Below are 16,917 nucleotides of genomic sequence, written 5' to 3'. Positions count from 1 at the left end.
GAAAAGACCGGCCGCTTGGGCCGGTCTTTCCATTCATTGGGATCGGGCGATCACTGCGGCTGCGGCTCCAGCCCGCCTTCCGCCTCGCCGCCCTTCTTCTGGCCGCCGGCCTTCGGCACCGCCGAGCCGCGATGCGGCGGGCTGTCGTCGCCGAGGTCGCGGGCCGGCTTCTCGCCGCGGATCAGCGCCTTGATCTCGTCGCCGGTCAGCGTCTCGTATTCCAGCAGCCCCTCGGCCAGCGCCACGAACTCGTGATGCTTCTCGGTGATGATGCGCTTGGCCTCGGCGTAGGCCTCGTCGATCAGGCGGCGGATCTCGTTGTCGATCTTCTGGGCGGTGGATTCGGAGACGTTCTTCGACTGCGCCACCGAATGGCCGAGGAAGACCTCCTGCTGGTTCTCGCCGTAGGCCACCTGGCCGAGCTGGTCGGAGAAGCCCCACTGCGTCACCATGGCGCGGGCCAGCTTCGTCGCCTGCTCGATGTCGGAGGAGGCGCCGGAGGTGATGTTCTCCTTGCCGAAGGTGATCTCCTCGGCGACGCGGCCGCCCATCATGATGGCGAGGCGCGAAACCATCCACTTGTAGCTCATCGAGTAGCGGTCGCCTTCCGGCAGCTGCATCACCATCCCGAGCGCGCGGCCGCGCGGGATGATCGTCGCCTTGTGCAGCGGATCGGCCATCGGCACGTTCAGCGCCACGATCGCGTGGCCGGCCTCGTGGTAGGCGGTCAGCTTCTTCTCGGCCTCGGTCATGGCGGAGGAGCGGCGTTCCGCGCCCATCATGATCTTGTCCTTGGCGTCCTCGAACTCCTGCATGGTGACGAGCCGCTTGTTGCGCCGCGCCGCCATCAGCGCCGCCTCGTTGACCAGGTTCATCAGGTCGGCGCCGGAGAAGCCCGGCGTGCCGCGCGCCAGCACCTTGAGGTCGACGTTCGGGGCCAGCGGCACGTTGCGCACGTGCACCTTGAGGATGCGCTCGCGGCCGACGATGTCGGGGTTCGGCACGACGACCTGACGGTCGAAGCGGCCGGGACGCAGCAGCGCCGGGTCGAGCACGTCCGGACGGTTGGTGGCGGCGATCAGGATGATGCCCTCGTTCGCCTCGAAGCCGTCCATCTCGACCAGCAGCTGGTTCAGCGTCTGCTCGCGCTCGTCGTTGCCGCCGCCGAGGCCGGCGCCGCGGTGACGACCGACGGCGTCGATCTCGTCGATGAAGATGATGCAGGGCGCGTTCTTCTTGGCCTGCTCGAACATGTCACGGACACGGCTTGCGCCGACGCCGACGAACATCTCGACGAAGTCGGAGCCGGAAATCGTGAAGAACGGCACGTTCGCCTCGCCGGCGACCGAGCGGGCCAGCAGCGTCTTACCGGTGCCCGGGGGACCGACCAGCAGCACGCCGCGCGGGATGCGCCCGCCGAGGCGCTGGAATTTCTGCGGGTCGCGCAGGAACTCGACGATCTCCTCCAGGTCCTGCTTGGCCTCGTCGACGCCGGCGACGTCGGCGAAGGTGACGCGGCCATGCGCCTCGGTCAAAAGCTTCGCCTTGGACTTGCCAAAGCCCATGGCGCCGCGCGAGCCGCCCTGCATCTGCCGCATGAAGAACAGCCAGACGCCGAGGATCAGCAGCATCGGCAGCAGCGTGCCGATATAGCTGAGGAAGCTGTTCGAGCCATCGGACTCGGGCCGGGCGTTGACCACCACGTTCTTCGCCTCCAGCCGCTCCAGCAGCGCGTCGTCGATCGCCGGCGCATAGGTCTGGAAGGTGGTGCCGGTCTCCACATAGCTGCCGACGACCTTGTTGCCCGTGATCACCACTTCCTTGACCCGGCTCGCGTCGATCTCTTTCAGGAACTGCGAATAAGGAACGTCCCGCGAACCGGTCTGGGCCGGGCTCGTCTGGAACATGCTGAAGAGAGCGATCAGCAGGAGCGCTATGATGGCCCAGAGGGCGACATTGCGGAAGTTTGGATTCATCGGGCTTTCCGGGCACTTTCTCGGCAACAGGGGTTGCGCCGTCTCAATTGCACCTAACATAGGGTCGCGCCATCGCCTTGCCAAGGCAAACCGGACGACCCGCGGCCATTTCTGGAATTATCGTTGACGCCTATGGCGGCATTGCGGTCCCGGCGAAAATCCGCCGCAAGAGCCGGGCCATCATGGCCGCTGCCGGGCCTCCGGGCCACGCAGCGCCGGGATGCCCACTGCACGGTAACGCACGTCTCGCGAAAAAGTGCACCGTCCTTGGAACCTGCGGAAGGACGGACCTAACGCAGATCGCACGAATCCTCGTCTTCCGCCCTTGCGTTCGGAGGCGGCGGAAAGGCCTTGCGGCCGAACAGTCTTGCGAGTGCGTTGGCGAGCGGCAGTTCGAACACGGGAAGATAGCGTTCGTAAGGTGACAGCAGCGGTTCAAGCGCGAAGGACCGCGCGTCCGCCATAAACCCTGCGGCCAGCACGCGCGGGCGGCTGCGGGCGGACCGCGCCGCGACCCCGGCAGGCACGCCGTGAAGGCCGGGCAAGCCGTCCCCCTCCCCGGCCGCAGCACGCACCGTCAGCGCGGTGGCGCCCCGGTTCAGCACGCGCCAGCGGCCGTCCCACGTGGCCTCGCCATGCGGGGCGATCGTGATTGCGTCGATCCCCCGCTGCTCCCGGTAGACGAACAGCCCCTCGCGGCGGCGGTCGAAGACCACCCGGCCGACCGTCTTGCGCGACAGCGCTCCGCTTTCAATGAAGTCCCTCAAACGATCCGCGCCCGCCGCGTCCGGCAGGTGTTCGCGGCCGCCCAGCACGGCGGCCAGCGCCAGCAGCGCCCGCCAGGCCGGCGGCTCGGCGAGCGCGGTGGCAATCGCCGCTGGCGGCAGCACACCGGCCGACGCGTCGACCACCCGGACCTCGCTTGTGATGAACGCCGCCCCCCGGCAGGCCACTTCGAGGCGTGCCGCGGCGGCGGCCGCGCCGGCGACGTGCAGCGCCCGGTCGGCGTCCGGCCCGGCACCGGCGTCCGGCTCGGCACCGTCATGCCTGACGCGGACCCGCTCGAACCGGCGATCGACATTGCTCGGGTCGTCGAGCCAGTCCTGCCCGATTGTGCGCAAATGGGCCCGGATGTCGGCGCGCGGCACCGCCAGCAGCGGGCGCAGTACCCAGGCGGAGCCGCGGACGAGCGTCGCCGGCGCGATGCCGGCAAGCCCGGCGCCGGCGCCACGGCGCATGCTGCGCATGGCGATCGTCTCGCGCTGGTCGTCGAGATTGTGGGCCGTGACGATCGCGGCGGCGCCGATTTCGCGCGCAACCTCCGCCAAATATGCATGACGCGCCTCCCGCGCCGCCGCCTGGATGCCGCTGGTCGGCTTTGCCCCCTCCCAGCGGCGCGTCACATGCGCGATGCCGCGCCTGGCACAGAGTTCGGCCACCCAGCGGGCCTCGTCGGCCGAGCCCTCGCGCAGCGCGTGGTCGATCGTGCAGGCGACCAGCGAAAATCCGACATGGCGGCCGGACCGCAGCGCCGCGTCGAGGGCGACGAGCAGGCAGACCGAATCGCCGCCGCCGGACACGGCGACCAGCAGCGCGCCAGGGCTGCAAAAACTGTCGAGGAACCGGGCGACCGCATCGTCGATGCCCTGGCTATCCGGGCGGGTCACGGCGTCGCTCCGCAAGGGTCAAAACTCAATCGGAAAAGTGCAGGAAATCCCCGCCATGTTCAAACATTTCCCTCGCCCGCCACTGAAGCCGGCCAGCCGGAAGGGTTCATTCGGACAGTCCCGCGAACGGCCCTGGGTCCGATCGGCCTCGACTGCACATGATCTGATTGAGTTTTGATCCTGGCCGTCAGCAGGCGAGCCGGCTCTGTTCGCTGGTGACCTTGGCCTTCACCGCCTTGGAGGCGTTGGGATAGCGCTTGCCGACTTCGCGCAGCGTCGCGCAGGCGGTTTCGCGGTTGTCGAGCGCGGCCAGCGACATGCCGAGCTTCAACAGCATTTCCGGCGCCTTCTTGGACTTGTTGTAGGTCTGGTGGGCATTGAGGAAGGTCTTGGCCGCCTCGTTGAAATTGCCCTGCGAATACTGCGCTTCGCCGAGCCAGAAGCTCGCGTCGGCGGCCTTGTCGCCTTCCGGGAAAATCTCAAGATAGTCGCGGAATTCCTTCTCGGCGAGCGCGTAGTCGCCGGAAAGCACGTGGCCGTAGGCGGCGTTGTAGATGTCGTCCGGTCTGTCCAGCGCGGCCGCCTGCCCGCCTGCCGTCGCCGGGGTTCCGGTCGTCGCGTCCGGCAACGCGCCGCTGCCGAGCGAGGCGCTCTCGTTGATATCGGCGCCGATCGGGTTGCCGTTCTCGTCGAAGCGGATCGAGCCCAGGGTCTGCGGCTGGGTTCCGAGGTTGCCTGCCGATGCCGTCTGCCCGCCGGCTCCGGCGGACTGATCCGCCGGAGCCTCCGCCGCCGCGGTCCGGCTGGACTGCGGGTCCTGGCCGGCCGGCCGTTCGAGCGCGCCGCTCTTGCCGCCGCCCTTGCCGCTTTCCAGGTCCTGGAAGCGATACTCGTTGTCTTCCTGCGTCTTGCGCAACTGCTCCTGCATCTGCAGCAGCTGGAAGCTCATTTCCTCGATCCGGCCGTTGAGAGAGCGGATCTGCTCCTCGAGCTGGCCGATGCGCATGATCGTGTCATTGGCTTGCGCCAGCACCACTTCCTTGTCCGCCTTGCCGGCACCCGGCAGGATGCGGTTCGCCAGCGCCGAGAGTGGAGACGCGTGCAGTACCGTCGCCGGCCCGGCCAAGGCTGCCAGGCCGATCAGGCTGGCCGCGATGATTTTCTTCATATGACGTTGTCCCATTGGTGGATTTGCGCATTCTCGCGCAGCCGCAGGTTTTTCCAAATGCTCCCAAAAAGCAACGGAGTTCGGCCAAAGTGTGATAAAAAACTAAGCGCCCGGGAGCAACGTCTGATTTCATCCGCTCTCGGCGGTTTCAGCCCGGAGAGCGCTCGATCCGTTCCCGTCATGCGGGACCGCGATCCGGCATCCAGCGCGCTCAAGTCGCTGAGCTCCACATAGTCTTTCGCGCCGCGGTCGGAATGGCGGCGACAACGGCCATCCCTTGAAAAGAAAGAGCCCGCCATCGCTGGCGGGCCCCTGAAACACGGTCTTTGCCGGAGATTACATCCCGGCGCCGCCGAGAACGGTGACGGCGCGGCGGTTCTGCGACCAGCAGGAGATGTCGTCGCAGACGGCGACCGGCTTTTCCTTGCCGTAGGAGATCGTGCGAATGCGGTTGGCCGGAACGCCGCGGCTGACGAGGTACTGCTTGGTGGACGTCGCACGGCGGGCGCCAAGCGCCAGGTTGTACTCGCGCGTGCCGCGCTCGTCGGCATGGCCCTCGACGGTGATCGCGTAGTTCGAGTACCGCTGCAGCCACTGCGCCTGCTTGTCGAGGGTGGCGGCCGCGTCGGCGCGGATCGAGGTCGAGTCGGTGTCGAAGAAGATGCGGTCGCCGACGTTGACGGTGAAGTCCTGCGTCGAGCCCGGGGTCGCGTTGTTCAGGCCGAGTTCGCCGGCGCTGTTGGGCAGGTTCTTCTTGTTGGCGCAGCCGGCAAGTGCCAGCCCCATGAAAAGAGCCAGCATGGCGGGGTTGCGGGCGAAGGTCTGCATGCGGCCAGCGGCCGAGATTTCCGTGCGGCTCATGAGCCGATCTCCTTGCATCAGTTCGATAGGGCTTGGGTTTCAATCAGGGTTGCCAGACTGTAACCGTGCGCGGTTAAGCGGCATTCAACAATTATGGTTAATAAACGCTTTCACAATGATCCCCCGATCCCGGCACGAGACGGCAACGCCGCCGATTCTCGCCTTGTGAAGCCCTCGTTTGCAGGACTTTGAGGCGAGAAAGCGGCGGCGCTGACACAATTGCCGGCATATCCCCTGCCGGATTATTCCAGCAGCGGCGACCAGGCCGGGTCCGAAGCGTAGCTGGCGGTCTGGATCTGCTGCTCATTGTAGCCGGTCAGGTCGATCGAGAAGAGCTGCGGCCCGCCCGAGCCGGCCGGCTGGCGGAAGAACATCAGCACGCGGCCGTTCGGCGCCCAGGTCGGCCCCTCGTTGTGGAAGCCGCTCGTCAGGATGCGCTCGCCCGAGCCGTCGGTCTTCATCACGCCGATCGAGAACTTGCCGCCCGACTGCTTGGTGAAGGCGATCAGGTCGCCGCGCGGCGACCAGACCGGCGTCGAGTAGGAGCCGTCGCCGAACGAGATGCGGGTCTGGCCGGAGCCGTCGGCGTTCATCACGTAGAGCTGCTGGCGGCCGCCGCGGTCGCTTTCGAAGACGATCCGGTTGCCGTCCGGCGAGTAGGAGGGTGCGGTATCGATCGCCGCCGTCGAGGTCAGGCGCGTCGTCGTGCGCGAGCGCAGGTCCATCGTGTAGATGTTGGCATTGCCTTCCTGCTGCAGGCTCATGATCACCCGCTGCCCGTCGGGCGAGAAGCGCGGCGCAAAGGTCATGCCGGGGAAGTTGCCGACCACCTCGCGCTGCCCGGTCTCGAGCTGCAGCAGGTAGACCCGCGGCTGCTGGCCCTCAAAGGACATATAGGTGATTTCCTGGCGGCTCGGCGAGAAGCGCGGCGTCAGCACCAGCTCGTTGGAATTGGTCAGCGCCCGCGCATTGGCGCCGTCCTGGTCCATGATGGCGAGCTGGCGCTTGCGGGCGTTCTTCGGGCCGCTCTCGGCGACATAGACGATGCGGGTGTCGAAATAGCCCTTCTCGCCGGTGATCCGCTCATAGATCGCGTCGGCGATGATGTGGGCGACGCGGCGCCAGTTCTCCGGCTGGGTGTAGAACTGCTGGCCGGTCATCTGCTGGCCGGCAAACGTGTCCCACAGGCGGAACTCGGCGCGAAGCCGGCCGCCTTCCTGCGCCACCCGGCCCGTCACCAGCGCCTGGGCGTTGATGACCTTCCAGTCCTCGAAGCGCGGCGGCTGGTCGGGATTGGAGATCTTCTCGATGAAGGCCTGCTTGTTGACCGGCGCAAACAGGCCGGAACGCTTCAGGTCGGCCGCGATCACGTCGGTGATCCTCTGGCCGAGATCGCCGCCGGCGATGAAATCCGTCACCGCGATCGGCAGCGGCTCGACGTTGCCCTTGTTGATGTTGATCTCGACGAGCGCCCAGGCCGGCGACACCGTCGCCGCAACGCCGGTCAGCCCGGCTGCGGTATGAAGGAAAGTGCGTCTCAACATGCGTTCTAGGCCTTCCTGGTAGTTATGCCACGTGGCATCACATCATTTCGCTCGGATCGAAGTTCACCACGACTTCGCTCCAGGCGTCGTATTTGTCCTTCGGCAGCTTGTCGAAAGGCGCCGATTTCAGCACGGCCCGGCGTGCGCCGCCGGCAAGCGCCCGGCGCGCCGCTTCCGAACCGCCCGTCGCCACCACTTCCGGCTCGCCGATGATGTTGCCGTCCGGGTCGAGCTGCATCGACACCCTGATGCGCACCTCGGTGGCGTCCGCCATGCCGGGAATGATCGACCAGTTGTTCTGGATCAGGCCGCGCAGCGCGTCCATCTCGCTCATCGACAGCTTCGAGCCGCCGGTCGTCTTCTTGCCGCCGAGGGCGGCGGTTTCCGTCGCGCGCTTGGCGCCGCCGCCCTTGCTCTCGGTCTTGTTGAGAAGGGCCGCCACCTCGTCGGCGTTGAAGTCGCTCTCCTTGGCGGAGGCGGGCTTCTTCTGCTCCTTCTTCTTGTCCTCGTTCTTGCGGTCCTCGGTCTTGGCCGTCTGGGCCTGCGCCGGCTTCGGCTTCACCTCGGGGACCGGGCCGGTCTTCGGCAGTGATTCGGCTTCCGCGACCTCGGCGGGCGCCTCCTCGACCGGCTTTTCTTCCGGCTTGGCGTCGGGCTTGACGTCCTGCTTCGGCTCGGCTTCCTTCGCCACCTCGGTGGCAGGCGTGGTCGCCGGCTCGGTCTTCTGCACCTCCTCGACCGGCTCCTTGGCCGGCTCGGGGGTGGGAATGGCCTTCTCGGATTTCGGCGGGGCCGCCGCCGTCTCGACGTTCTGCGGCTTCTTGTCCGGCGTCGGCGGCGTCTTCATGTCGATGTCGTTGTCGCCGGCGTTCTCGGCATTCTCGACGACGTCCTGGCGCTTGGTCGGGACCGGCGCCGCCTTCTCCTTCATCGGCGCCTTCTTGTCGCCCTGCTGGATCTGCGTCAGCTCCTCGATCGGCACGATGTCGACCGGCATCGCCTCGACGTCGGCGACGTCGAAACTTTCTGGACTGCCGATCGATACCAGTGCCCAGGTGAGCACCAGGATATGCAATGCGGCGGATGTGGCGAGGCTGCCCTTCATCGCGGTCTGATCAATTGTCCGGTTTCTGCTCGGTGACGAGGCCGATATTGGTGAAGCCCGCCTGCTGGATGCGCGACATCACGTCGGCGATCACGCCATAGGGCGCCGCACCGTCGCCGCGCACGAAGATCCGTTCGGTGTAGCCGGTGGTGGCGACCGCCTCGAGCTTGGCGGCGATCTCCTCGACCGGGATCGCGGTTTCCTGCAGGAACACCGCGCCGTCCGCCTTCACCGATACGGTGATCGGCTGGGTCTCGGCGTTCAGCGCCTTGGCCGAGGTCTTCGGCAGGTCGAGCGGCACGCCGACCGTCATCATCGGGGCGGCGACCATGAAGATGATCAAAAGCACCAGCATGACGTCGACGAACGGCGTGACGTTGATCTCGCTCATGACGGCCTTCTTGCCGCCGCGCCTGCGACGGCCGCCGCCGCCCTTGCCCCCACCGACTGACATGCCCATGGCCCAGGTCTCCTGCTTAGCGTCGGCCGGTCACTGCGCCGCCTGGCGCGGCTGCAGCTTCTCGTCGATCTGGCGCGAAAGGATGGCGGAGAACTCGTCGGCGAAACCCTCCATGCGCCCCGTCAGCTTGCCGGCATCGGCGGTGAACTTGTTGTAGGCGATGACGGCGGGAATGGCGGCCAGCAGGCCGATAGCGGTGGCGAGCAGCGCCTCGGCGATACCCGGCGCCACGACGGCGAGGTTGGTCGACTTCGAGCCGGCGATCGCCTGGAACGAGGTCATGATGCCGACGACGGTGCCGAACAGGCCGATGAAGGGAGCCGCCGAGCCGATGGTCGCAAGCGAACCGAGCCGCGCCTCGAGCGCTTCGGATTCACGCGCCAGCGTCACGTCCATCGCCCGGTCGATGCGCATCTGCAGGCCGATCGGCGAGCGCGCGCCGCGCTCGAAACTCTTCTTCCATTCGCGCATCGCGGAGACGAACATCGCGCTCATGCCGGAGGTCTGGCGATCGGAGAGGGTGCGATAGAGCTCCTCCAGCGACTGGCCGGACCAGAACACCTGCTCGAAGCTGTCGAGGGCGCGACGCGCCTTGCCGTAGGCGAGCGTCTTGTCGACGACGATCGCCCAGGTCCAGACCGACGCCCCGATCAGCCCGAGCATGACCAGCTTGACCACCAAGCCGGCCTGCATGAAGAGCGACCAGAGGGTCACGTCTGCCGTTGCTGCCAAACCTACCTGTTCCATAGACCTCTGTCCCCGAATCCAAACACCCGGCACGGGCGCCTCTGGCCATCGCACCGGGTCCTCATCCGCCTGCCGGACCGGCATCCGACGGGAGTTCGGAATTGCCCGGCCGGCATTTGGCAAACCTCTGGAGCCGGCGGTTCGCTATGCCCGCAGCCGCTCCGCGTTCGTCAAGAATGTCCGGTTGATGTTGCCGGCCGCCACGCCGATCCAACGCTTCTCAACTGCCTTCTTGCCGTCAATTTTGGTTAAAGGATGACGTGCAGCGCACATAATCCAGTGCGCCGAGTAAGACATCATTGTGGTTAACGGAGTGTTACCGGGACGCCGAAATCAGCGCCTGACATCCCGGCCAGGATCGGATTTGTGCCCTGGGGCTCAGAACTGCCCCGTCCGCATCCGTGACATGAAAATTGCGGCGACCATCATTTTGTCTTACATTGTCTCACAGCATGAAAGGAGCGATTGATGTCAAAAGCCAATATGTCCGAGTCAGTGACCGTTCGAGTCCCGGCAGATCTATTGTCGGATATCGAGACCATCGCCGAGGCGACAGAGCGCTCCCGAAGCTACATCATTGTTCGTGCACTCAGAACCTATCTTCTGAACGAAGGCGCTGACATTCTCGCGGCGATCAAGGGGCGCGCGCAGATTGCCGCGGGAGAGCACGAAGACATGGATGACGTCATCGCGGATATGGATCGGATCATTGCCGGGAAGGTGGCATGAGCCGAGTCAGGCTTTCGAAAGATGCGGCAAACTACGTGCGCGCAGAAGCGGAGTACTTGCGACAGCGGAATCCAGCAGCGGCAAGGAAATTCTCGTCGGCAATGAAAAACGCCAAACGAACGATTCAGAGCTTTCCTGAGGCGGGAAACCGCGTGCATGGTCTACAAATCGCCGGGAGCCTTACGCTGGTCGTCGGCGATTATCTTCTCGACTACATCTACGATGGTTCCCAGGTTGACGTCATCTTGATCCGACATGGGCGGATGATGACACCAACCCCGGCTGTCGATATCGACAGCGACCTGGAAGACGAACTGGACAGCTTCTCCGACGACACCAAATCGTCGTTTTGAGGCGGCGAAGGCCCGTCGCTTCGCCGAGCTGTTACCAACGCGCAACCTTTCGTTCCGGAATAGGCGAAAAACTACTCGTCGCCCCGGGCCGCGAGAAATTGCACCGCCAGCCCCTCCGGCAGCCGCCGCGGCCGGCCCTTGGCGTTGATGACGGCGATCACCACCTTGGCGGCGATCAACAGCTGCTCGCCCCGGCGCACCTCCTGCTGCAGCACCATCTTCGCCCCGCCCGCCTTTTCGGTGTGCGTGAGCACGGTGAGGATGTCGTCCATCCTGGCCGGCGCCTTGAAGTCGATCTCCATCCGGTGGACGACGAACATCAGCCCTTCCGTGTCGCCCTCGATCGACAGCGCCCCCTGCTCGACGCCGAGGCAGCGTAGGTAATCGGTGCGGGCGCGCTCCATGAAGTGGAGGTAGCGGGCGTGGTAGACGAAACCGGAAAAATCCGTGTCCTCGTAGTAGACGCGCTGCACCAGCCGGTGTCCGTCCGCCGTCAGTTCCCCCGCAAGGGCGTGGTCGAAATTCGTCATGTCCAATATCCGAAACGAGGCGATCTTTCCGCCTCTGTGGAGGAACGGCGGGGCAAAAGCAAGGATTGCACTCCTGTCATATTCGGTCACTATGACCGGACCAGTCTCAACGCGCAGGGGGGTATTCCATGGCATCGGCGATGAAGATTGCGGTTCTCGGCGGAGACGGTTTCGTGGGCTGGCCCACCTCGCTGCACCTCTCCAACGCCGGCCACGAGGTCCACATCCTCGACAATCTCTCCCGCCGCTGGATCGATACCGAGCTGGGCGTGCAGTCGCTCACCCCGATGGATTCCATCCAGGAACGCACCCGCGTCTGGCACGCCGAAACCGGCCGCCGCATCCATTTCCAGCTGATCGACCTTGCCCGCGACTACGAGCGCCTGAAGAACTGGCTGCGCGAGGAACGGCCCGATGCGGTGATCCACTTCGCCGAGCAGCGCGCCGCCCCCTATTCGATGAAGAGCGACCGGCACAAGAACTACACGGTCGACAACAACGTCTCGGCCACCCACAATCTCCTCAATGCGCTGGTCGAGACCGGTCTCGACGCCCATGTCGTCCATCTCGGCACCATGGGCGTCTACGGCTACTCGACGGTCGGTGCTGCGATCCCCGAAGGCTACCTGCCGGTCGGCATCGAGACCACGGACGGCCGCACCGCCCGCCAGGAGATCCTCTATCCCGCCAACCCCGGCTCGATCTACCACATGACCAAGTGCCTGGATCAGCTACTGTTCCAGTTTTACGCAAAGAACGACGGCCTGCGCATCACCGACCTGCACCAGGGTATTGTCTGGGGCACGCATACGAGTGAGACGCGCCGCCACCCGCAGCTCGTCAACCGCTTCGACTATGACGGCGACTACGGCACCGTGCTGAACCGCTTCCTGATCCAGGCGGCGATCGGCTATCCGCTGACGGTGCACGGCACCGGCGGGCAGACCCGCGCCTTCATCCACATCCAGGATTCGGTGCGCTGCATCGAGCTGGCGCTTTCAAACCCACCCGCCCGCGGCGACCGGGTCGAAATCTTCAACCAGATGACCGAGACCCACCGCGTCCGCGACCTCGCCCAGCTGATCGCCGGCCTCACCGGCAGCGAGATCGCCTGGCTGCCGAACCCGCGCAAGGAGGCGGCCGAAAACGACCTCGTCGTCGAGAACGAAAAGTTCCGCTCGCTCGGCCTCGAGCCCACCACGCTCGAGAGCGGGCTGCTGTCGGAGATCGTCGACGTGGCGAAGAAATTCGCCTACCGGGTCGACCGCTCGCGCGTGCCGGCCGTCTCCGCCTGGACGCGCGACATCGCCGCCACCATCAATACCGACCCGGAAGGCCGGAGGCTCAAATCGGTATCATGACGGCAGACGCCTCCGAAGCCGGTATCAGGCGTAGCGCACCGCCCCGGGCACGGCAGGCCTATGTGACGCTCGTCACCAATGCCGACTATGCGCAGGGCGCCACCGGGCTCGTCCGCTCGCTGCTTGCAACCGGCACGACCGCCGACATCGTCGTCCTGCACACGCCGGCACTAGCAGAACAACAGTGCAGCGCCCTCGCCGCCCTCGGCGGCCGCCTTGTCGAAGCCGACCTGCTGCCGCTCTCCGACGCCTTCAACGCCCGCCACGCCCGCACCGCGCTGCATGGTGCGGCCCCCTTCACCAAGGGGCGCAAGCCGGCCTTCCACACGCCGCTCGACAACTTCGTCAAGCTGCGGCTCTGGCAACTGGTCGAGTACGAATCGTGCATCTTCGTCGACGCCGATGCGATCGTGCTGAAGAACATCGACCGGTTGTTCTCCTATCCAGAGTTTTCCGCCGCCCCCAACGTCTACGAGAGCCTCGCCGACTTCCACCGGCTGAACTCCGGCGTGTTCGTCGCCCGCCCCTCGACCGTCACCTTCTCAGCGATGCTGCAACGGCTCGACGCGCCGGACGCGTTCTGGCCGCGCACCGACCAGACCTTCCTGCAGGCCTTCTTCCCGGACTGGCACGGCCTGCCCGTCTTCATGAACATGCTGCAATATGTCTGGTTCAACCTGCCGCAACTCTGGGACTGGCGGAGCATCCACGTCCTGCATTACCAATATGAGAAGCCCTGGGAGACGAACCACCCGAAGGCGGAGCGGCTGGCGCCGCTGATCGCCCTCTGGCAGGCCTTCCACGACGGGGCGCCGATCCCCGACATCGACAGCCTGCCAAACCCCGCCCCACCGGCGGCCACCGCGCAGGCCGGACGCATCGGCGCATGAGCCGCGTCCTCGTTTCCGGCGGCACCGGCTATGTCGGCCGGTTCGTCGTCGAGCACCTGCTGGCGCACGGCCACGACGTCGCGGTCGGCGGCCGGTCGCCGCCCGCAGCCGGGTTCTTCTCGAAGGACGTCGCCTTCGTGCCGCTCAGCCTCGACCCCGGCCTCGACCAGCGCGCCGCCTTCACGGACATCGACCATTTCGTCCATGCCGCCTTCTCGCACCTGCCCGGAAAATACCGTGGCGGCGAAGGCGACGACCCGGACGGTTTTCGTCGCGCCAACCTGGACGGGTCGGTGCGGCTTTTCGGCGAGGCGCGGCAGGCCGGCGTGCGCCGCTGCGTCTTCCTCTCCAGCCGCGCCGTCTACGGCCCGCAGCCGCCTGGCGTGCCCCTTACCGAGGAAACGCCGCCACGGCCGGATACGCTCTACGGTCAGGTGAAGCTCGCCGCCGAGCACGGCCTGCAGGGGCTTTGCACCCCTGACTTCATCGGAACCAGCCTGCGCGTCACCGGCGTCTACGGCGCCGCCGGCCCCGGCCGCCGGCACAAGTGGCAGTCCCTGTTCGATGACTACCTTGCCGGCCGCCCGGTTCCCGCCCGCGCCGGCACCGAGGTCCACGGCGATGACGTCGCTTCCGCCGTCCGGCTGATGCTCGACGCCGATGCGGCGGCCACAAGCGGCCGCCTGTTCAACGTCTCCGACCTGCTCGTCGACACCCGTACCGTCCTTGCGATCGTGCGCGACGCCACCGCTTGCCCCCACCCGCTGCCGCCGGCCGCAGATCTTGCAGCCTTCAATCCGATGGCGATCGACAAGATCCGGGCGCTCGGCTGGACGCCGGGCGGCGCAGCCCGGCTCCTTGCGGTCGTCACTGACCTCGTCGCCTAACGATGCAATAGGCCCGGAGCGGCGCTCTCATGCGGGGTCTTCGGACGGCTGCGACTGGCCGCCGCACACCGCCTGCCCTGCGTCACGGTTCCAATTGCCCCGCCGATGTTTTAAAATTCGTCGTCACACCGGGATGCGCAGAGGGGCGCTTGTCCGGCCCTGTCGGCCGGCGACCGGACACGCGGCAACCCGACGACGCCGGCCTTCAGTCGATGAAGGAGTGACTATCATGGCACGTCGTTCACTGATGCCGTTCACGGGAACCTCGATGAGCAACGATCCCTTCTTCTCCCTGCAACAGGGCATGAACCGGCTGTTCGACGAGGTTTTCCAGGGCGCGCGGTCGCCGGTGGAACGCGAGCAGGGCGTCCTGATGCCGCGGATCAACGTTTCCGAAACGGAGAACCAGATCCGCATCACCGCGGAAATGCCAGGCGTGGCCGAAGACGATGTCGACATCACCCTCGATGAGGACCTCCTGACGATCCGTGCCGAAAAGCGGACGGAAGCCAAGGAGGACAAGGAGAACTTCCACTTCACCGAGCGGTCCTTCGGCCAGTTCCAGCGTTCGATCCGGGTGCCGCATTCGATCAATCCCGATGACGTCCACGCCGACATGGCGAACGGCGTCCTCACCATCACGCTCCCGAAGAACGCGGCAAAGGACCAGGCGCGCCGCATCAAGGTCGGCTCCGGCTCCGGCACCACCATCAGCCATTGATGGCTGGGCATGCCTGCGCGATAGCGCGAGCCTCGCGCAAAAACCCTTCCGCAGCGGCTGATCGACATGTCGGCCGCTGCGGAAGGATGCGGGCAGCGTGCTTACCTGGCGAACGCCAGGGGGGCTCACGCCGGCCCGGATCACTCCTCCTCGGAGAACAGCCGGAACTGGCTCGCCTCGAGATCCTTCGGCGGCTGCAGCCCCAGGTGCTTCCAGGCGTTCGCCGTCAGCACGCGGCCGCGCGGGGTGCGCTGGATGAACCCCTGCTGGATCATGTAGGGCTCGATGATGTCCTCGATCGCGTCGCGCGGCTCCGAAAGACCCGCGGCGATCGTCTCGATGCCGACCGGCCCGCCGCCGAAATTGTGGGCGATCATCGACAGGTAGCGCCGGTCGAGCTGGTCGAGGCCCATGTTGTCGACGAGCAGCCGCGTCAGCGCCTCGTCGGCGATCTGTTTCGTCACCGCCTCGGCCTTCGCCACCTCCGCGAAGTCGCGCACCCGCCGCAGCAGCCGCCCGGCGATGCGGGGCGTGCCCCGCGCCCGCCGGGCGATCTCGCGCGCCCCCTCGTCCGTCATGCCGAGCCCCATCAGCCGCGCCCCGCGCCGCACGATCGATTCCAGTTCCTCGACCGTATAGAAATTGAGCCGCACCGGAATGCCGAAGCGGTCGCGCAGCGGCGTCGTCAGAAGCCCGAGCCGCGTCGTCGCCGCCACCAGGGTGAACTTCGACAGGTCGATCTTCACCGAGCGCGCCGCCGGCCCCTCGCCGATGATCAGGTCGAGCTGGAAATCCTCCATCGCCGGATAGAGGATCTCCTCGACGGCCGGATTGAGCCGGTGGATCTCGTCGATGAAGAGCACGTCGCGCTCCTCGAGATTGGTCAGAAGCGCGGCGAGGTCGCCGGCCTTGGCGATCACCGGCCCCGAGGTCGAGCGGAAGTTGACGCCGAGTTCCTTCGCCATGATCTGCGCCAGCGTCGTCTTGCCGAGCCCCGGCGGGCCGACGAACAGCACGTGGTCGAGCGCCTCGCCGCGGTTCTTCGCCGCCTCGATGAAGATCTTCAGGTTGGCGCGCGCCTCGGCCTGTCCGGTGAAATCGTCGAGCGTCTGCGGGCGCAGCGCGGCGTCGACATCCTCGCCGCGCCGTTCGGAGGAGATCAGCCGTGCGGCGTCGGTCATGTCAGAAGTTCCATTCCGGGTACTTTTCGTGTGGCTTTCAGGTCGAAGGTCTTCACGGAAACACAACCCTCCTCGATCGACCGGCAGGCAATGAGCGCGTCTGCGAGGTCCGCGCTGTTCGTCTCCACCAGATCGAGGGCCTTGAGGACCAAATTGTGGTGTTCGATGACGAGCCCCCGGGTTTGCAGCAGTTTATTGACGGCCGCGACCACGTCGTTCCTCCTGAAGCCGAGTTTTGAACGCAGCGCCCAATCGAGTTCAAGGATGCTGACCAGCGACAGAAAGGCACGATAGTCCTTCCCGAGACCAGCGCCGAACTTGAGGGCCGCCTGCCGCTGTGCAGGATCGTCATTCGTCAGGAGCCTGATGACGACGTTGGTATCGAGGCCGAACATCTTCATGCAGCGGCATCCGGGCTTTCGTCATCACTGACGTCTAGCGCATTGCTGCCCGCAGCCCGCAGCACGGCCTCGTCGATCTCTTCAAGCGTGAAAGAGCCGTTTGGCGGACGGCCGAGCAGGCCCGCAAGATCGTTGAAGTCCACGTTCTTGGGCGTCACGATCACCTGTCCGTCGATGATGCTGTAGATCAGCTGGTCACCCGGCCGGAGATGAAGTTCCTCCCGCATCTCCTTGGGCATCGTAACCTGTCCCTTTGACGACACCGTAACGGTCCAACTTTTCACCTGAACCTCCGAAAAAGATAACTTCGTCGGAATATACCACGCATTTCCGAAG

Annotated in this window: 18 protein-coding genes; 6 read left to right on the top strand and 12 right to left on the bottom strand. The window is 66.0% G+C overall.

Annotated elements, in window-relative coordinates; all coding sequences use genetic code 11:
* Positions 1–50: 50 nt before the first annotated feature.
* The 8 genes from ftsH to tolQ form a co-directional block, all read right to left on the bottom strand.
* Positions 51–1,976 carry an ATP-dependent zinc metalloprotease FtsH gene (gene ftsH / locus C7449_RS14575; protein WP_108003579.1) on the bottom strand — a complete coding sequence of 642 codons (1,926 nt, stop codon included), beginning with the start codon at positions 1,974–1,976 and terminating at the stop codon, positions 51–53.
* 290 nt (positions 1,977–2,266) lie between these two features.
* Positions 2,267–3,643, bottom strand: a complete 1,377-nt coding sequence (gene tilS, locus C7449_RS14570; RefSeq protein WP_170115895.1) for a tRNA lysidine(34) synthetase TilS — start codon at positions 3,641–3,643, stop codon at positions 2,267–2,269.
* Positions 3,644–3,830: 187 nt separating this feature from the next.
* Positions 3,831–4,811, bottom strand: a complete 981-nt coding sequence (ybgF, locus tag C7449_RS14565; protein WP_108003576.1) for a tol-pal system protein YbgF — start codon at positions 4,809–4,811, stop codon at positions 3,831–3,833.
* A 336-nt stretch (positions 4,812–5,147) separates the two neighbouring features.
* Positions 5,148–5,672 carry a peptidoglycan-associated lipoprotein Pal gene (pal, locus tag C7449_RS14560; protein ID WP_108003574.1) on the bottom strand — a complete coding sequence of 175 codons (525 nt, stop codon included), beginning with the start codon at positions 5,670–5,672 and terminating at the stop codon, positions 5,148–5,150.
* Between the two features lie 242 nt (positions 5,673–5,914).
* Entirely contained in the window at positions 5,915–7,216 is a 1,302-nt protein-coding gene (gene tolB, locus C7449_RS14555; RefSeq protein WP_108003572.1) for a Tol-Pal system beta propeller repeat protein TolB, read from the bottom strand.
* Between the two features lie 37 nt (positions 7,217–7,253).
* Entirely contained in the window at positions 7,254–8,321 is a 1,068-nt protein-coding gene (gene tolA / locus C7449_RS14550) for a cell envelope integrity protein TolA (RefSeq protein ID WP_108003569.1), read from the bottom strand.
* 10 nt (positions 8,322–8,331) lie between these two features.
* On the bottom strand, positions 8,332–8,781 hold the full coding sequence (gene tolR / locus C7449_RS14545) for a protein TolR (RefSeq protein ID WP_108003567.1): 450 nt from the start codon (positions 8,779–8,781) through the stop codon (positions 8,332–8,334).
* A gap of 30 nt (positions 8,782–8,811) precedes the next feature.
* A complete protein-coding gene (gene tolQ, locus C7449_RS14540; RefSeq protein ID WP_108003565.1) occupies positions 8,812–9,528 on the bottom strand; it encodes a protein TolQ in 717 nt (238 codons plus the stop codon).
* Between the two features lie 468 nt (positions 9,529–9,996).
* Here tolQ and C7449_RS14535 point away from each other — a divergent pair, with 468 nt between their 5' ends.
* Together C7449_RS14535 and C7449_RS14530 are read left to right on the top strand one after the other, a co-directional pair.
* Positions 9,997–10,257: a CopG family ribbon-helix-helix protein gene (locus tag C7449_RS14535; protein ID WP_108003564.1), complete on the top strand. Its 261-nt coding sequence runs from the start codon at positions 9,997–9,999 to the stop codon at positions 10,255–10,257.
* The gene (locus C7449_RS14530) at positions 10,254–10,610 is read left to right on the top strand and encodes a type II toxin-antitoxin system RelE/ParE family toxin (RefSeq protein ID WP_108003562.1); all 357 of its coding nucleotides are present in this window, start codon (positions 10,254–10,256) and stop codon (positions 10,608–10,610) included. Before C7449_RS14535 ends, C7449_RS14530 begins: the two co-directional genes overlap by 4 nt.
* 71 nt (positions 10,611–10,681) lie before the next feature.
* Here the strand turns inward: C7449_RS14530 and ybgC are convergent, their stop codons facing one another.
* The gene (gene ybgC / locus C7449_RS14525) at positions 10,682–11,140 is read right to left on the bottom strand and encodes a tol-pal system-associated acyl-CoA thioesterase (RefSeq protein WP_108003560.1); all 459 of its coding nucleotides are present in this window, start codon (positions 11,138–11,140) and stop codon (positions 10,682–10,684) included.
* 140 nt (positions 11,141–11,280) lie between these two features.
* Between ybgC and C7449_RS14520 the strand changes: the two genes are divergently transcribed.
* The 4 genes from C7449_RS14520 (at position 11,281) to C7449_RS14505 (ending at position 14,999) form a co-directional block, all read left to right on the top strand.
* Entirely contained in the window at positions 11,281–12,501 is a 1,221-nt protein-coding gene (locus tag C7449_RS14520; protein WP_108003664.1) for an NAD-dependent epimerase/dehydratase family protein, read from the top strand.
* Positions 12,498–13,391 carry a glycosyltransferase gene (locus C7449_RS14515; protein WP_108003558.1) on the top strand — a complete coding sequence of 298 codons (894 nt, stop codon included), beginning with the start codon at positions 12,498–12,500 and terminating at the stop codon, positions 13,389–13,391. The genes C7449_RS14520 and C7449_RS14515 overlap by 4 nt, the downstream gene beginning before the upstream one ends.
* Positions 13,388–14,278, top strand: a complete 891-nt coding sequence (locus C7449_RS14510; RefSeq protein ID WP_108003556.1) for an NAD-dependent epimerase/dehydratase family protein — start codon at positions 13,388–13,390, stop codon at positions 14,276–14,278. The genes C7449_RS14515 and C7449_RS14510 overlap by 4 nt, the downstream gene beginning before the upstream one ends.
* A 229-nt stretch (positions 14,279–14,507) precedes the next feature.
* Complete coding sequence (locus C7449_RS14505; protein WP_108003554.1) at positions 14,508–14,999, top strand: Hsp20/alpha crystallin family protein; 492 nt, start codon at positions 14,508–14,510, stop codon at positions 14,997–14,999.
* A gap of 140 nt (positions 15,000–15,139) precedes the next feature.
* Here C7449_RS14505 and ruvB read toward each other — a convergent pair whose 3' ends face one another.
* Genes ruvB through C7449_RS14490 form a run of 3 tightly spaced genes read right to left on the bottom strand, consistent with a single transcriptional unit; the run spans position 15,140 to position 16,844 of the window.
* A complete protein-coding gene (gene ruvB / locus C7449_RS14500; RefSeq protein WP_108003552.1) occupies positions 15,140–16,180 on the bottom strand; it encodes a Holliday junction branch migration DNA helicase RuvB in 1,041 nt (346 codons plus the stop codon).
* A complete protein-coding gene (locus C7449_RS14495) occupies positions 16,177–16,581 on the bottom strand; it encodes a PIN domain-containing protein (RefSeq protein WP_108003550.1) in 405 nt (134 codons plus the stop codon). The genes ruvB and C7449_RS14495 overlap by 4 nt, the downstream gene beginning before the upstream one ends.
* Positions 16,578–16,844, bottom strand: coding sequence for an AbrB/MazE/SpoVT family DNA-binding domain-containing protein (locus C7449_RS14490; RefSeq protein ID WP_280952482.1), 267 nt, complete (start codon positions 16,842–16,844; stop codon positions 16,578–16,580). Before C7449_RS14490 ends, C7449_RS14495 begins: the two co-directional genes overlap by 4 nt.
* Between the last annotated feature and the right edge of the window lie 73 nt (positions 16,845–16,917).

The sequence above is a fragment of the Mycoplana dimorpha genome (assembly GCF_003046475.1).
Classification (GTDB): Bacteria; Pseudomonadota; Alphaproteobacteria; order Rhizobiales; family Rhizobiaceae; genus Mycoplana; species Mycoplana dimorpha.
The sequence above is the reverse complement of the archived record's forward strand: the minus strand, read 5'-3'. Positions and strand labels throughout refer to the sequence as shown.

Bases quoted from the DNA above. Each gene is read 5' to 3' on its own strand.
- ftsH (WP_108003579.1), bottom strand. From the start codon at position 1,976: ATGAATCCAAACTTCCGCAATGTCGCCCTCTGGGCCATCATAGCGCTC.
- ybgF (WP_108003576.1), bottom strand. From the start codon at position 4,811: ATGAAGAAAATCATCGCGGCCAGCCTGATCGGCCTGGCAGCCTTGGCC.
- pal (WP_108003574.1), bottom strand. From the start codon at position 5,672: ATGAGCCGCACGGAAATCTCGGCCGCTGGCCGCATGCAGACCTTCGCC.
- tolB (WP_108003572.1), bottom strand. From the start codon at position 7,216: ATGTTGAGACGCACTTTCCTTCATACCGCAGCCGGGCTGACCGGCGTT.
- tolA (WP_108003569.1), bottom strand. From the start codon at position 8,321: ATGAAGGGCAGCCTCGCCACATCCGCCGCATTGCATATCCTGGTGCTC.
- tolR (WP_108003567.1), bottom strand. From the start codon at position 8,781: ATGGGCATGTCAGTCGGTGGGGGCAAGGGCGGCGGCGGCCGTCGCAGG.
- tolQ (WP_108003565.1), bottom strand. From the start codon at position 9,528: ATGGAACAGGTAGGTTTGGCAGCAACGGCAGACGTGACCCTCTGGTCG.
- C7449_RS14535 (WP_108003564.1), top strand. From the start codon at position 9,997: ATGTCAAAAGCCAATATGTCCGAGTCAGTGACCGTTCGAGTCCCGGCA.
- C7449_RS14530 (WP_108003562.1), top strand. From the start codon at position 10,254: ATGAGCCGAGTCAGGCTTTCGAAAGATGCGGCAAACTACGTGCGCGCA.
- ybgC (WP_108003560.1), bottom strand. From the start codon at position 11,140: ATGACGAATTTCGACCACGCCCTTGCGGGGGAACTGACGGCGGACGGA.
- C7449_RS14520 (WP_108003664.1), top strand. From the start codon at position 11,281: ATGAAGATTGCGGTTCTCGGCGGAGACGGTTTCGTGGGCTGGCCCACC.
- C7449_RS14515 (WP_108003558.1), top strand. From the start codon at position 12,498: ATGACGGCAGACGCCTCCGAAGCCGGTATCAGGCGTAGCGCACCGCCC.
- C7449_RS14510 (WP_108003556.1), top strand. From the start codon at position 13,388: ATGAGCCGCGTCCTCGTTTCCGGCGGCACCGGCTATGTCGGCCGGTTC.
- C7449_RS14505 (WP_108003554.1), top strand. From the start codon at position 14,508: ATGGCACGTCGTTCACTGATGCCGTTCACGGGAACCTCGATGAGCAAC.
- ruvB (WP_108003552.1), bottom strand. From the start codon at position 16,180: ATGACCGACGCCGCACGGCTGATCTCCTCCGAACGGCGCGGCGAGGAT.
- C7449_RS14495 (WP_108003550.1), bottom strand. From the start codon at position 16,581: ATGAAGATGTTCGGCCTCGATACCAACGTCGTCATCAGGCTCCTGACG.